Source organism: Simiduia litorea (assembly GCF_042853465.1).
Classification (GTDB): Bacteria; Pseudomonadota; Gammaproteobacteria; order Pseudomonadales; family Cellvibrionaceae; genus Simiduia; species Simiduia litorea.
Genome location: NZ_AP031497.1, coordinates 3,882,704 through 3,896,726 on the forward strand (window position 1 = coordinate 3,882,704; position 14,023 = coordinate 3,896,726).

Annotated in this window: 11 protein-coding genes; 10 read left to right on the forward strand and 1 reads right to left on the reverse strand. The window is 50.3% G+C overall.

Annotation, left to right across the window (positions count from 1 at the left end; all coding sequences use genetic code 11):
• Positions 1 to 95: 95 nt before the first annotated feature.
• On the reverse strand, positions 96 to 857 hold the full coding sequence (locus tag ACGHTT_RS17165; RefSeq protein ID WP_390592200.1) for an IclR family transcriptional regulator: 762 nt from the start codon (positions 855 to 857) through the stop codon (positions 96 to 98).
• A 128-nt stretch (positions 858 to 985) separates the two neighbouring features.
• On the opposite strand from ACGHTT_RS17165, the gene ACGHTT_RS17170 reads away from it, so the two are divergent.
• From ACGHTT_RS17170 to ACGHTT_RS17215, 10 genes are all read left to right on the forward strand, one after another.
• Positions 986 to 2,140 carry an ABC transporter substrate-binding protein gene (locus tag ACGHTT_RS17170; protein WP_390592201.1) on the forward strand — a complete coding sequence of 385 codons (1,155 nt, stop codon included), beginning with the start codon at positions 986 to 988 and terminating at the stop codon, positions 2,138 to 2,140.
• Positions 2,141 to 2,143: 3 nt separating this feature from the next.
• On the forward strand, positions 2,144 to 3,289 hold the full coding sequence (locus ACGHTT_RS17175) for a CaiB/BaiF CoA transferase family protein (RefSeq protein ID WP_390592202.1): 1,146 nt from the start codon (positions 2,144 to 2,146) through the stop codon (positions 3,287 to 3,289).
• A complete protein-coding gene (locus tag ACGHTT_RS17180) occupies positions 3,277 to 4,425 on the forward strand; it encodes a CaiB/BaiF CoA transferase family protein (RefSeq protein ID WP_390592203.1) in 1,149 nt (382 codons plus the stop codon). Before ACGHTT_RS17175 ends, ACGHTT_RS17180 begins: the two co-directional genes overlap by 13 nt.
• Positions 4,422 to 5,198, forward strand: a complete 777-nt coding sequence (locus ACGHTT_RS17185; RefSeq protein WP_390592204.1) for an enoyl-CoA hydratase/isomerase family protein — start codon at positions 4,422 to 4,424, stop codon at positions 5,196 to 5,198. The genes ACGHTT_RS17180 and ACGHTT_RS17185 overlap by 4 nt, the downstream gene beginning before the upstream one ends.
• 45 nt (positions 5,199 to 5,243) lie before the next feature.
• Positions 5,244 to 6,695: an aldehyde dehydrogenase family protein gene (locus ACGHTT_RS17190; protein ID WP_390592205.1), complete on the forward strand. Its 1,452-nt coding sequence runs from the start codon at positions 5,244 to 5,246 to the stop codon at positions 6,693 to 6,695.
• Between the two features lie 86 nt (positions 6,696 to 6,781).
• The gene (locus ACGHTT_RS17195) at positions 6,782 to 7,150 is read left to right on the forward strand and encodes a cupin domain-containing protein (RefSeq protein ID WP_390592206.1); all 369 of its coding nucleotides are present in this window, start codon (positions 6,782 to 6,784) and stop codon (positions 7,148 to 7,150) included.
• A gap of 336 nt (positions 7,151 to 7,486) precedes the next feature.
• Positions 7,487 to 10,258, forward strand: a complete 2,772-nt coding sequence (locus ACGHTT_RS17200) for a TonB-dependent receptor (RefSeq protein ID WP_390592207.1) — start codon at positions 7,487 to 7,489, stop codon at positions 10,256 to 10,258.
• A 207-nt stretch (positions 10,259 to 10,465) separates the two neighbouring features.
• Entirely contained in the window at positions 10,466 to 12,019 is a 1,554-nt protein-coding gene (locus tag ACGHTT_RS17205; protein ID WP_390592208.1) for a tryptophan halogenase family protein, read from the forward strand.
• Positions 12,020 to 12,027: 8 nt separating this feature from the next.
• Positions 12,028 to 12,747 carry a SapC family protein gene (locus ACGHTT_RS17210; protein WP_390592209.1) on the forward strand — a complete coding sequence of 240 codons (720 nt, stop codon included), beginning with the start codon at positions 12,028 to 12,030 and terminating at the stop codon, positions 12,745 to 12,747.
• 3 nt (positions 12,748 to 12,750) lie between these two features.
• Positions 12,751 to 14,016 carry an MFS transporter gene (locus ACGHTT_RS17215; RefSeq protein ID WP_390592210.1) on the forward strand — a complete coding sequence of 422 codons (1,266 nt, stop codon included), beginning with the start codon at positions 12,751 to 12,753 and terminating at the stop codon, positions 14,014 to 14,016.
• Positions 14,017 to 14,023 lie beyond the last annotated feature (7 nt).

The window sequence follows — 14,023 nt, forward strand, 5'->3', positions numbered from 1 at the left end:
CTTACGCGTAGGCATAACATTCGCCGATCGAGGCTTAGACGAAAAAGGTAAGCGTGCAAACACGAGCACATTGACCTCGCAAAGCCCTGACTTTTCTAGCTTACTGACAAACCTAAACGCGCCGAAATGGCTTGCGCAGCCTCAGTGACCGCGGCCACTAACTCACTGCGCTCCAGACGCTTATCCATCACCGAGGTCAAACAGGATACCGCTAAGGCTGCTACCACCTGCCCGTCGGGTGCGCCGACTATGGCTGCGCAATCGCTAACCCCCTCAGTCAACCGGCTTTGACTTAATTCATAGCCTTGTTCGCGCAACGCCAACAACGAACGCTCGGTAACACATTGTTGATCGGCATCGGCCAAGCTCGCTAGTAATTCCCGTCGCTGCGTCTCAGGACTGTAACCCAACAGCAAGCGCCCAGAGGCGGTGGGCAGTAGAGGAAAGTGCGTGCCTTCGGCAATGGATAAAGACACTGCCCCAGGGCTTGGCACCTGAACCACCACCATCAGTTGGTTTTGATGGATCATGCTTAGATGACAAGACTGCCCCAAGCGCGAGGCCAAATCTTCCATTAACGGTAATGCCGCCTGACGCAACAGCGCCACGGGCGCCAACGACCGGCCTAAGCCCAAAAGTTTCAAGGATGAACGGTACTTGCCAGAAATTTCATCGCGCACCAAATAACCACGAGCCTCAAGCCCGATTAACACCCGATAAATCTCGTTCGGTGTTTTGCCAATGCCGGCAGCAATATCAGCTTGCGAGCGCGGCAGCCGATCACCGGCCAAAAACTCAAGAATGTCTAAACCCTTATCGAGGGCGGGCACGGCATACTTCGCGATTTTCTCAGCCACGCGGTCTCCAGCTCGGTAACAAGAATGAAGCCCGCATTTAAGCACAGGTTGACGCTTGGCAATATGTATATTTATACTTGAATGAAACATTTACATATAAATATACAATTTGGAGTGTCACCTCTCTCATGAGTAACCCAACAACCACCCTGCGCGGCATGACCTGGAACCACACCCGAGGCTACACTTCCATCGCCGCCGCCTCGCAGCGTTTCGAAGAACTCAACCCAGGCACTAGCCTGCAATGGGACAAGCGCTCACTTCAGGCCTTCGCCGATGAGCCTATCGACCAACTCGCCCAGCGCTACGACTTACTCATCATCGATCACCCTTGGACTGGTTTCGCGGCCGCGCAAAAAGTCATTTTACCCTTTGAGGATTTGCTGCCCGCCGAATTCCTAGCCGACCAAGCCGCCAATGCGGTGGGCGAGTCGCACAATTCCTATCGCTACCATAACCAGCAATGGGCGCTGGCTATTGATGCGGCTACACCCGTAGCCTCGGCGCGCACTGATTTGCTCGAACAAGCCGGCGTGAAAACGCCAGATACTTGGGCCGAACTGATGGACTTGGCAGGTTCCGGCAAGGTTGCCGTACCGTCTATTCCGCAAGACACACTCATGAACTTTTACATGCTGTGTTCAACCCTAGGCGAAGACCCGTGCCAAAATGAAGATAAAGTCGTGAGCCGCGACATAGGGGTAGAAGCGCTAGCGATGCTCAAGCAATTATCCGACTTATTAGACCGCCGCTGCTTCGACTGGAACCCCATTAAGGTTTACGAAGCCATGAGCCGCAGCGATGACTTCGCCTATTGTCCCTTTGCGTACGGCTACGCCAATTATGCCCAAGATGACTATGCAGAGCACCGTTTAGACTTCAGCGACACTGTGCAGCTGACTCCCAATAACCGCTTGCGCACCACCTTGGGCGGCACCGGCCTAGCCATCTCTGCGCACTGCAAAAACCCAGAGCTCGCGGCACAATTTGCCATGTTTGTGGCAAACCCGGCCTTTCAAAAGAGCTTCTATGTGCAATACGGCGGCCAACCAGGGCACCGCAGCGCCTGGACAGACACAGGCGTAAACCAGCGCACCCATAACTACTTCGCCAATACCTTGCCCACCTTAGACCGCGCCTTTTTACGCCCGCGCTACCACGGGCACATGGCCTTCCAAGATCACAGTGGCGCGCCCATTCGCGAATACTTAATGCACGGTGGCAATGCAACCGCGCTTCTTGATAGGCTCGACCAACTTTACGTGCAATCGCGCAAGGTGTGAGTTATGTCATTACCGCTTAAAGGCATTACCGTGCTCGAATTCAGCCAATACTTAGCCGGCCCTTACGCCGGCTTGCGTTTGGCGGACTTAGGTGCACGGGTCATAAAAATAGAACGCCCCAAAGGCGGTGATGCCTGCCGGCAACTCGCCACCAAAGACCTGTGGGTTGATGGCGACAGCCTGCTGTTTCACACCATCAATCGCAACAAAGAATCTTTTTGTGCCGATCTAAAGCAAGCTGAAGATTTAGCGCAAGTCAAAAAACTCATTGCCAAAGCCGATGTCATCACCCACAACTTTCGCCCCGGCGTGATGGAAAAAATTGGCCTCGATTACGAAGCCGTAAAGGCCATTAAACCCGACATTATTTACGCCCAAGTAAGCGGCTATGGCAATACTGGGCCCTGGGTCAATAAACCCGGCCAAGATTTATTGGCGCAGTCCTTATCGGGGGTAACTTGGTTAACAGGCGATGTCGAAGGCGGCCCTGTGCCACTCGGCTTAGCCATTGCCGACATGCTCTGCGGCACCCACTTAGGTCAAGGTATTTTGGCCGCGCTGGTGCGCCGCGCCCGCCATAAGATCGGCGCGAAAGTTGAGGCCAGCTTGCTAGAGTCGATGGTGGATTTTCAATTCGAAGGCCTCACCACCTTTTTAAACAATGGGCAGCAAGCGCCGCAACGCAGCGCCACCGCCAACGCTCATGCATTACTCGGCGCACCCTACGGTATTTACCAAACCGCCGATGATTACTTGGCTATTGCCATGGTGGATTTAGCCGACTTGGCCAGCGCGCTCGAGTGTCCAGCTATCGACCTACCCCAAAGCCAAGCCTTCAGCCAACGCGAAACCCTAAAAGCTAATTTGCAAAAGCATCTATTAAGCCAAAGCACGAGTCACTGGTTAGCGCGATTACGTGCGCGCGGTATCTGGGCCAGCGAAGTATTGAATTACCAGCAGCTATTAAAGCACCCCGCCTTTGAGGCACTGGCTATGCCACTTACCGTACAAAGGCCGAACCGCACGCGCGTAGTCACTACACGCTGCCCCATCCGCTTCAATAATCAAACCCTGCGCTCCATAAAAGCCGCACCCGCCTTAGGTGCACATACAAACGCCATTGCCGAGGAATTGCTATGCGACCTTTAGATGGGCTTTTAGTCTTGGATTTTTCGCAATATCTTTCTGGCCCATCGGCAACCTTGCGCTTGGCAGACCTTGGCGCGCGGGTGATAAAAATTGAGAAACCTGGCGGCGACGACTGTCGCCAAGTCTACTTATCCGATTGTGTTTTAGACGCCGAGTCCACACTTTTTCACGCTATTAATCGCGACAAAGAATCCCTATGCGTGGATCTCAAACAACCCGATCAACGCGAGGCACTGAACACTTTAATTGCCCGCGCCGACATACTTGTGTGTAACTTTCGCCCAGGCGTTATGCAGCGCTTAGGTTTAAGTTACTCACAAGTAAACGCGATTAATCCGCGCATTGTTTACGGCGAAATTAGCGGCTACGGCCCAACCGGCCCCTGGGTAAATCGCCCCGGTCAAGATTTGTTATTACAAGCTGTGTCTGGGTTGACCACTTTATCGGGCAACCGCGATGACGGCCCCGTAGCCATGGGCGTGCCTGTGGCAGACATTTATACGGGTGCGCAATTGGTGCAGGGCATTCTCGCGGCGATATTTGAACGAGAATTCACAGGCCTCGGTAGCCTCGTGCAAATTAGCATGCTCGAGGCCATGATGGATTTCCAATTCGAGCCTCTCACCATCGCCTTAACCGACCCCAGTCAACGCATAGAGCGCGCAGGTAATCACGGCGCCCACGCACTGGTGGCCGGGGCTTATGGATTGTATGAAAGCAGCGACGGCTGGCTAGCCATTTCTATGGGGCGCATCAGTGATTTGGCGCGTCTTTTAGAGTGCTCGGCGCTTGAGCCCTTTACCGACCAAAAGCTCGCATTCACCGCGCGCGATGACATTAAATTGGTTTTAGCCGCACACTTAAAAACTGCCAGCACTCAACACTGGCTAAGCCTGCTTGAACCTGCGGACATTTGGTGTGCCGAGGTACTGGATTGGCCGCAGCTTATGGCACACGAAGGTTTTAAAGCCCTCGATATGCTGCAAAGCCTGCCCTTGGGCAGCGGTCACATGACCACAAGTCGCTGCCCCATTCGCATCGACGATGAATTGCTTTGGGGTAAAACAGCAGCGCCACGTGTCGATCAACACGGCCAAGCGCTGCGCCAAGAATTTAACCTACGGGCGTTAACATGAGTGATGTAACCTGCAGCAAAAACAGAGGGGTTGCCACAGTGCGCTTACACCGCGCACCGGCCAATGCCTATCAAGAAACATTTCTGTCTACCATTGGCGAAACACTGGCGAGCCTCGAAGCAGACAACGAAATTCGCGTGGTCATATTAGAAAGTGGTTTAGAAAAATTTTTCTGTGCCGGCGCCGACATTGCTGTATTTCAAAGTAATAGCGTGGCGCAAAATTTAGCCCTAGTCGCACAAGCGCGTCGCAATGCCGCAGCCATCGAAAACAGTAACAAAATTATTATCGCAAAAATTGCCGGCCACTGCTTAGGCGGCGGCTTAGAGATTGCACTGGCTTGTGATTTCGTTATGGCCGCCAGAGGTAATTACCGACTGGGCCTGCCGGAAATTAAATTAGGCTTAATACCGGGCAATGGCGGCACACAGCGCCTCGTGCGTCGCACAGGGCTGGCCGCCGCCATGGAACTGTTAACTACCGGCAACAGTATTGATCCAGAGCGAGCACAACAGCTTGGCCTTATTGATCAACTCATTGCCGCGGATGCTCTCGAGCAACTGTGCCAAAATTTTGCCGAGCAGATTGCACAAGCACCAGGTCTCGCCTTGGCCGCCAGCAAAAAGGCTCTGCGCATGGGAGCCTCGCTTAGCCTAGAAAAAGGCCTAGCGCTAGAAGCGGAATTAGCCGACAGCCTATATGAAACTGCCGACGCCAAAGAAGGCCTGCAAGCGTTCATTGAAAAACGGGCACCAGTATTTAACAAACACTAAACACATTAGAAAAAAAATCGAAAAATAATGATATCAGGAGGCCACATGAGCCAACCGAATTTGCAAGACTACCGCTGCTATATCAACGGCGAGTGGATTGAGAGCGAGAAAAAAATCCACGTAGAAAACCCCGCCAATGGCGAGCCATTTGCTACGGTACCCAATTGTACCTTGGCCCATGCCGACCTAGCACTGCAAAGCTCGCAAGCGGCATTGGCAAGCTGGAAACATTTACCCGCCGTGGCTCGTGGCCAACATCTTTTTAATTTAATCGATGCACTCAAGCCCAAGCGCGACCTACTCGCCAAACTCTTGGTAGTAGAGCAAGGTAAAACATTGAACGAGGCCTATGGCGAGTTCGACGACACCATCAACTATTTTAAATATTCCGCCGAGGCCGCGCGCCGCATTGAAGGCCAAATTTTCCCCGCCGACAACGCCAACGAGCAGCTATGGATTCAAAAAGTGCCGTTCGGTGTCACCGTCGGTCTGTGTGCGTTTAATTATCCGCTGGCACTGATTGGCAGAAAAGTTGGCCCCGCATTAGTCACAGGCAACACCATTATTATTAAACCGCACGAAGCTACGCCCGTTACCGCTATGGTCTTTGCTCAAGCCGTAGAAGAAGCAGGCATTCCGAAAGGCGTTATCAATGTCATCAGCGGCAGCGGTATTACCCTAAGCGAATACTTAGTAAAAAGCCCCATCACACAATTGGTAACACTGACCGGTAGCATTCGCGCCGGCCAGGCCATTTGTAAAGCCGTGGCTGAAAACGTAACCGCAGTTTCTCTTGAGCTCGGCGGCAAGGCCTCATTTATTGTGCTACCCGATGCCGACCTCGATAAAGCCGTAGATGCCGTGGTTATTTCTCGCTACGCCAACTGCGGCCAAGTGTGTATTTGTGCAGAACTGGTATTGGTACACGAAGACATCGCCGAAGAATTCAGCCGTAAAGTCATTGAAAAAGTAAAGCAGATTAAGCTCGGTGACCCCATGACCAATCCGGGCATGGGCCCATCGGTTACCGCCCAAGGGTTGGCGCGCATCGAACACATCGTTGCTGAAACAGTGAAAGCAGGCGCCACGGTTGCCGTGGGTGGCAGTCGCCCTACCGAGGCGGCGTTCAAGAAAGGCAACTGGTATTTACCTACCGTGCTGACCAACGTGAGCGCCCAGATGGAAGCCGCAAAAGAGGAAATTTTTGGGCCTGTACTACCTATAGTCAAAGTGAAAAGCTACGAAGAAGCGGTGCAAATTACCAATGCCCGAAACGATGGTTTGAGCGCTTATTTGTTTACCAACAACTACAAAACCATTATGCACGCCATTGCCAATTTGGAAGTAGGTACCGTATTTGTAAACAAACAAATTGTCGGCTACATCCAGGGTTATCACTCCGGCCACAAACGCAGCGGTATCGGCGGTGAGGATGGCATTTATGGCATTGAAGGCTTCCTGCAAAAACGCACAGTTTACCTTAACTGCAACGAGTAAATGCCAAGACCTGACTCAAGCCATTTTTGAGCTGGGCAATATCTAGAGAGCCTGTGAATAACAAAAAATAACGAGAAAGCAGTGATATGAACCAACACATTAGAATAAAAAATGCGGGTAACGCTAGCCGTTTAACCACCAATCAAGCACCTAGCTTCTCGGCCTTGGATATTGATGGCTGGGGCGGCTTAATCTTAGATGATGCAGGCTTAACGCTGTTTATTTTTGATATCAGCGCCGACGCTAAAGAATTCCCCGTACACGCGTCCGAACACGCATGGCTGGCCTATGTAATCGCTGGCGCAGGCACCCTGTACGCCGGCAACACGGATAATCAGCCACTAGAAGCACTGGACTACCAAGCAGGTGATCTAATGACGTTCGAGGCGCACACGCCGCACGCGTGGAAAAATAACGGCAGCCCCGGAAAAATCTTATTCACTCGAAAAAATTAACACGCAATAGTTAACGAACACGGGTTGGCGTTTAGCAACCCGCTTTGATAAGGCCTTCATTGCAAAGAAAAACTTTGCAATGGCAAGTATTGCATACCAATTAAGAAGCCGTTTTTTACTTTACACACCAGTGCCAACAAAGTGCTTGACAAGCCTCCGACAATGGTTAATTGTTAACAATTCACAAAATGTGCTTTCGATAACACCTATCTTTCCCGCTTGGCCTCAGCACGTCAAAACTGAAAGTTAGGCCTGATATCAACGGCCAGTGAAAAATCAGGGTTTAACAATAACAAAGTCCGAGAACCACCAAGGGCGACCAAAAGAGAGTTCACCATGAAAATAGTTACCAATAGGTTTAAGCGCGGCGCGCTTGCTATGTCTATCGCAGTTGTTAATGCTGGCTTGATCATGCCAGCTACAGCGCAAGATTCCGATGCTGTACTAGAAGAAATTGTCGTTTCCGGTATCCGGGGTTCACTGACCAACTCGATGGATATTAAGCGCGACAACACCGGTGTTGTAGACGCCATTTCCGCAGAGGATATCGGTAAGTTCCCAGACACCAACTTAGCCGAATCCCTGCAGCGTATTACCGGTGTATCTATCGATCGCTCGGGCAACGAAGGCAACCAAGTTACCGTGCGCGGTTTTGGTCCGCAATTTAACTTGGTGACGATGAATGGTCGTCAAATGCCAAACTCAACGGCGCTGGCGTCAAGCGCGGTATCGCGTAGCTTTAACTTTCGCGAAATTGCATCTGAAAGCGTTGCCGGTGTTGAAGTCCACAAAAGTGGTCGCGCCGATGTGGCCTCAGGTGGTATTGGTGCCACCATCGACATTAAAACCGCTAAGCCATTCGACTATGACGAAATGGTGTTGCTCGGCAGCATCAAAGGCGTAATTGACACCAGCGTTAAAAATGGCGATGACATCACACCAGAAATTTCAGGTCTATTTAGTACCACCTTCGCCGACGGTAAATTTGGCGTATTAGCATCTTTCTCACAGGCCGAGCGCAACTACGGTGTCGATCGCGTTGGTACACAAAACGGTTGGAGCCAAGGCTACCCAGGTCAAGCCAACCCAGATACTAGCGCTATTGACACATCGCGCAATCCAACTCTAGCCACTTGGCGCGTACCTACCGTAGATTTGGATGTAGCAGACTATGAGCGCACCCGCCAAAACGGTCAGCTGGTTTTACAGTTTGCACCTATCGATACGTTAACGGCCACCTTGGATTACACCGCGTCGCGATTAGAAGAAAATGGCGACATGAATCGCATGAGTTTTTGGTTCGATAATGTTGAAGCCGGCGCCGCAGACGTAAACGGTACCATCATCAATCCAAGCCGTTCGAACGACGAATTAAACTTCTGGGCTTGGGAATACGGCTTTACCACTGAAAACGATTCGATCGGCTTAAACCTTGAGTGGGATGCGACAGAAAATCTAACCCTATCACTCGATGCCCATGAATCCACCTCACATGCTAACCCAGGTGCGCAACCTGCCGAGCGCATCGCCGGCTTAAAAAATCCCTTTGGAGCTGCTGCACCAGTAGATATTGCCGCAGATTTTTCAGGCAAACTGCCTACCGTATCTTATGACGACTCCGCACTCCCAGGCGGTGCCTATGATCTTGCCAATATTGAAGGCGACCTGTACCAAGAGCGTGGCAAGGAAGTCAAAAACACTGTGCGCCAAGTACAATTTGATGGTGTATGGCGCAATGCCGACGACAGCGCGTTAAAGTCGATTAACTTCGGTTTAGCTAGTACCCAATACGATGTGGACGTGGTCGATATTTACGGCGCTAATTTCGCCTTAGGTGGCGGAGCAATGGATCTGTCCAGCTTAGATCTAAGTTTCATTCCCGGCCGCATAGGTTTTGAATATATTCCAATCTACAGCGCTGCGGAATTTATCGCCTTAGCCGAAGCGCAAGGGCTCACCAATCCATCGAATGAAAGTTTGGACGGTATTACCGAAGATACGACATCTATTTACCTATCGCTCGACTTCGATACCACGTTTAACGGCTTACCTATTCGTGTAAACGCGGGTATTCGCTACGAAGAAACAGATGTTGAGTCGTATACCATCACCAACCCAGTGATTGGCTTTAACTGGTTGACACCACTGGAAATGTCAAAAATTTATGCCGCAGAATCACAAGCCGACAAACTAACAGGTGAGTACAGCCACTTCCTTCCCAACCTTGATGTGGCTATGGACATCACCGATGACCTAGTGGCTCGCGTAGCGATTAGCCGCACAGTCGCACGCAGCAACATCGATGCGATGTATCCAGGCACCAACCTTATTAATCACTACTCCACAGGCCCCTTTCAAGCAGGCCAAGGCAACCCGAACCTATTGCCCTACACGTCTGACAATGTGGATTTAGGTCTTGAGTGGTATTACGCCGAAGGCAGCTACGTATCAATGGGTTACTTCCGTAAAGACGTCGATAACTTCATCGCTCTGGGCCAAGAGAATCGAGTTATCGTTGGACCAAATGGGCCGCTGACAAACCCCAGCCTCAGCGCACGCCCTGGATGTCCTGGAGGCTCGATAGCCAACCCAATCGAAGCTTGTACCTCTCAACCAACTGATCCAGCGATTATCTGGGAAGTTACCACGCCACAAAACCTAGACAGCTCCTTAGTAGATGGCTGGGAATTTAACGTGCAGCACATGTTTGGTGACACCGGTTTTGGCGTCATTGCCAACTACACCATGGTCGATAGCGACGATGAGTATGATGTTAACAGTTTGGAAAATGATCTCGCGCTGCAAGGCCTAAGTGATTCAGCTAACTTGGTTGGCTTTTATGAGATAAACGGCTTCCAAGCTCGAATTGCTTACAACTGGCGCGATAAATTTCTTTTGGCCAGCGGTAATGAACCTACCTTTACCGCTGCTTACAGCCAAGTGGACATCAATGCCAGCTACGACATCAACGACCACGTCAATGTATTTGTTGAAGGCCTAAATATCACCGACGAAGCTACGCACCGTTATGGTCGTTGGGAAAATCAAATCCGCGACTACGAAGAATACGGTCCACGCTACAACATCGGCGTGCGCGCTAAGTTCTAAATCTAACGGGTAAAAAGAAAGACCACCTTCGGGTGGTCTTTTCAAAACCCAGCTCAAAAAATGCGCTTTCCAAACAGCCATATCACTCAATTTCTAATTCGTACTACTCAGATTAAGACATGGCTGTTTCGAAAGATCATTTCTAGTACCCAAATAAAGCTTCATATCAGTGCTGGGTGCTACCACAATCAGTAACAAGGGTGACCTATGAACAAGCCCATATTATCCGTGGTTATCGTTGGTGGTGGCACTGCCGGCTGGCTAAGCGCCGGCACCCTAGCCGCGAAATTAAATGCCGCAACGGATCGCGCGGTTAGCATTAGCCTAGTGGAATCACCCAATCTGCCTACCATTGGTGTCGGCGAAGGCACCTGGCCCTCGCTGCGACGTACATTAAAGACCATGGGCATTCGAGAAACAGATTTCATTCGACAGTGCGATGTGGGATTTAAGCAAGGCGCAAAATTTTCACGCTGGGTTAACGGTAAAAATACCGATGCGTATTATCACCCGTTGATTTTACCGAAAGCGTTTTCCGAGGTGAATTTAGCGCCCCAGTGGTTAAAAAATACTGAACAAACAACCTTCTCTGCAGCCGTGTGCCCACAAGATGCCCTATGCGATGCAGGCTTAGGCCCGAAAAAAATTACCACGCCCGAGTATGCAGGGCTTGCTAATTACGCTTATCACTTAGACGCTGGTGCTTTCTCAGAGTTTATACGTCAACATTGCATACAGAATTTAGGCGTACACCATTACTTCGGCGACGTCGAAGAAATTATTAACGCTGAAAACGGTGACATTGCCGCCGTGGTCACGAAACAACAAGGCCGCATTGACGCTGATTTATTTATCGATTGCACCGGTAGCCGCAGCTTATTATTGGGTGGTCACTTTGGCATTCCCTTCCTATCCTGCAAAGACACCTTGTTCATCGACACGGCATTAGCGGTGCATGCCCCTTACGCAACTCCAGACAGCCCACTGGCAACGCACACCACCTCAACAGCGCAACGTGCCGGTTGGATTTGGGATATAGGCCTACCCAGCAGACGGGGGGTGGGCCATGTGTTTTCCAGTGCTCATACCAGTGTGGACCAAGCTCACGATGAACTCATGGCCTATTTGCGTCCAAGCACCCCGAACCTTAACGATTTACAGGTTCGACAAATTGCAATTAACCCAGGCCATCGTGAAAAGTTTTGGCACAAAAACTGTGTTGCCATAGGCATGTCTGCAGGCTTTCTTGAACCCTTAGAGGCATCGGCCATTCTGCTCATTGAAATCGCCGGCAACTTTATTGCAGATCAATTTCCTACCAGCCGCGTTGCCATGGAACAAGTGGCAACCCGCTTCAACGAAACATTTTTGTACCGCTGGGCACGTATCATTGATTTTCTAAAATTACACTACGTCTTAAGTCAACGCACCGACAGTGCTTTTTGGGTGGATAACCGAGACGCTAACAGCATCCCCGAATCCCTCGCGTCACAACTTTTGTATTGGCAAGAGCAATGCCCTTGGCATAGCGATTTCGATCGCGCCGTTGAAGTATTTCCCGCGGCTAGCTATCAGTACGTTTTATATGGCATGGGTTTTCATACTCGCACTGACTTGCACCCTCAATCGCAAAAGTACCAACAACGAGCTCATCAACTACGCGAGCAAAATCAACGAGAGACCCAACAATTACTGTCGAGCTTGCCAGTACACAGAGAACTCATTGAAAAAATTCACCAATACGGCTTACAAGCTGTTTAGGCCTAAGCATGAGCAACGTAGAACTTCTAAACCCCAAGCAACATCAATCAATTCGCGTATTTGCCACGCCCAGCGCAACAACGGGTGGCAACATTCACTTTGTGCCCGTAGTTGCCGATGAGTTGCGTGCACTGTGTACCGAATACCCAGTATTTTTCATGAAAGATGAAAACACCGGCCAATTTGGTTTAAACGCATTACTTGGATTTCAACCGGGCGAAAATTGCTTTCTGAGCCCGGATGGCTGGCGTGCACACTACATGCCTCTACACCTACGCTGTCAACCGTTTAAGGTTGCGTTAAAGTCGGGCGACAAGCCTCACCAAGGTGCAGTAGCCATTGACATGGCGAGCCCACGCATTGTTAAGGATACTCAACAACACGAAACGGTCGAGTCTCTCTTTAACACCCAAGGTGCACCAACTGACTATTTGCAGCACATAACAGCGCTATTACCCAAATTGATGAGCGGCATTGAAGCCACCCAAGGTTTTATCGAGCAATTACTGACACACAAGCTCATTACACCGCGAGCACTGGATATCAAATTTCCCGACGGTGAGCAAAAACGTTTCACCGGTTTCTACAGCCTAGATGAACAAGCTTTACAGGCGTTATCCGGCAAGCAGTTAGAAGATTTTCACAAGAAAGGTTTTCTGCAAGCCAGTCATTTAATCCTAGCTTCAGGCAACAACCTACAATCACTCATCGACAAGCGAGCCAGGTAGGTCATGCCAAAGAAGAACCGCTACGCTGTATTGGCACTGGTGTTCGTGAGTGTGGTCATCAACTACATGGATCGCACGAATATTTCGGTTGCCAGCGCAGCACTCACAGAGGAGCTCGCACTTTCTTCCCTACAGATGGGGTTAATTTTTTCCGCCTTTGGCTGGACCTATTCGCTGTTGCAAATCCCGGGAGGTATCGCTGTCGATTTAATTAAAATCCGTTTACTTTATCCCATTATTCTCTTCGCATGGTCCCTAGTAACATTACTGCAAGGTTTTATCAGCTCCTTCGCGGGACTCATTGGCGCACGCATGGCTATTGGTGTATTTGAAGCCCCCTCATACCCTTGTAACAATAAAATAGTCACCGATTGGTTCGAACCACAAGAGCGCGCGTCAGCCATTGCCATTTATACCTCGGGGCAATTTATTGGTCTGGCCTTCCTAATGCCTTTACTCACGCTCATTCAAGGCCAGTTTGGCTGGCGCGGCTTGTTTATTATTTCGGGCATTGTGGGCATCGTCTGGGCCACCGTGTGGTATCTGCTCTACCGCGATCCTGAAGCGGCCCCAACCGCTAAGACCGAACACCTTGCACCACGAAAATTTCACCCGACGGACATAGTTGCTGTGTTCAAGCAACCAAAACTGATAGGTATTTTTATTGGTCAGTTTTGTTTAGGCGGTACACTGATATTTTTTCTAACCTGGTTTCCGACTTACCTGGTCGAATACCGTGGCTTGGACTTTATCAAATCTGGCTTCCTAGCCTCTTTACCTTTTTTAGCTGCCTTCGTCGGTGTATTGGTGGCGGGCTTTTTATCAGATTTTTTAGTCCGCAGACATTTCTCAGAGGAAGTCGCCCGCAAAGCGCCCGTTATCATTGGGTTGTTACTTTCCACCACTATCGTAGGCGCTAATTTTACCGACGACACCTTCTGGGTTATCACCTTTCTGTCTTTGGCCTTTTTTGGCAACGGTTTAGCCTCTATCGCTTGGGTATTTGTATCCCTGCTAGCGCCAAAACATTTGGTGGGTTTAGTTGGTGGCTGTTTCAATTTTGTCGGCGGTCTCTCTGCCGTTGTGGTACCGGTTGTTATTGGCGTACTTGTATCCGATGGTGACTTCCGACCCGCACTCTTTTTTATAGCATTACTAGCACTTACCGGCTGCACCTCTTACCTATTCTTAGTAGGAAAAATTCACACCGTGGAAATCAACACCACGCCAAACTCTAAACACCCGAATACAAATTCATCGTTAACATAACAGGCAA

Excerpts from the sequence above, each read along its gene's own strand:
- ACGHTT_RS17170 (WP_390592201.1), top strand. The coding sequence starts at position 986 with ATGAGTAACCCAACAACCACCCTGCGCGGCATGACCTGGAACCACACC.
- ACGHTT_RS17175 (WP_390592202.1), top strand. The coding sequence starts at position 2,144 with ATGTCATTACCGCTTAAAGGCATTACCGTGCTCGAATTCAGCCAATAC.
- ACGHTT_RS17180 (WP_390592203.1), top strand. The coding sequence starts at position 3,277 with ATGCGACCTTTAGATGGGCTTTTAGTCTTGGATTTTTCGCAATATCTT.
- ACGHTT_RS17185 (WP_390592204.1), top strand. The coding sequence starts at position 4,422 with ATGAGTGATGTAACCTGCAGCAAAAACAGAGGGGTTGCCACAGTGCGC.
- ACGHTT_RS17190 (WP_390592205.1), top strand. The coding sequence starts at position 5,244 with ATGAGCCAACCGAATTTGCAAGACTACCGCTGCTATATCAACGGCGAG.
- ACGHTT_RS17195 (WP_390592206.1), top strand. The coding sequence starts at position 6,782 with ATGAACCAACACATTAGAATAAAAAATGCGGGTAACGCTAGCCGTTTA.
- ACGHTT_RS17200 (WP_390592207.1), top strand. The coding sequence starts at position 7,487 with ATGAAAATAGTTACCAATAGGTTTAAGCGCGGCGCGCTTGCTATGTCT.
- ACGHTT_RS17205 (WP_390592208.1), top strand. The coding sequence starts at position 10,466 with ATGAACAAGCCCATATTATCCGTGGTTATCGTTGGTGGTGGCACTGCC.
- ACGHTT_RS17210 (WP_390592209.1), top strand. The coding sequence starts at position 12,028 with ATGAGCAACGTAGAACTTCTAAACCCCAAGCAACATCAATCAATTCGC.
- ACGHTT_RS17215 (WP_390592210.1), top strand. The coding sequence starts at position 12,751 with ATGCCAAAGAAGAACCGCTACGCTGTATTGGCACTGGTGTTCGTGAGT.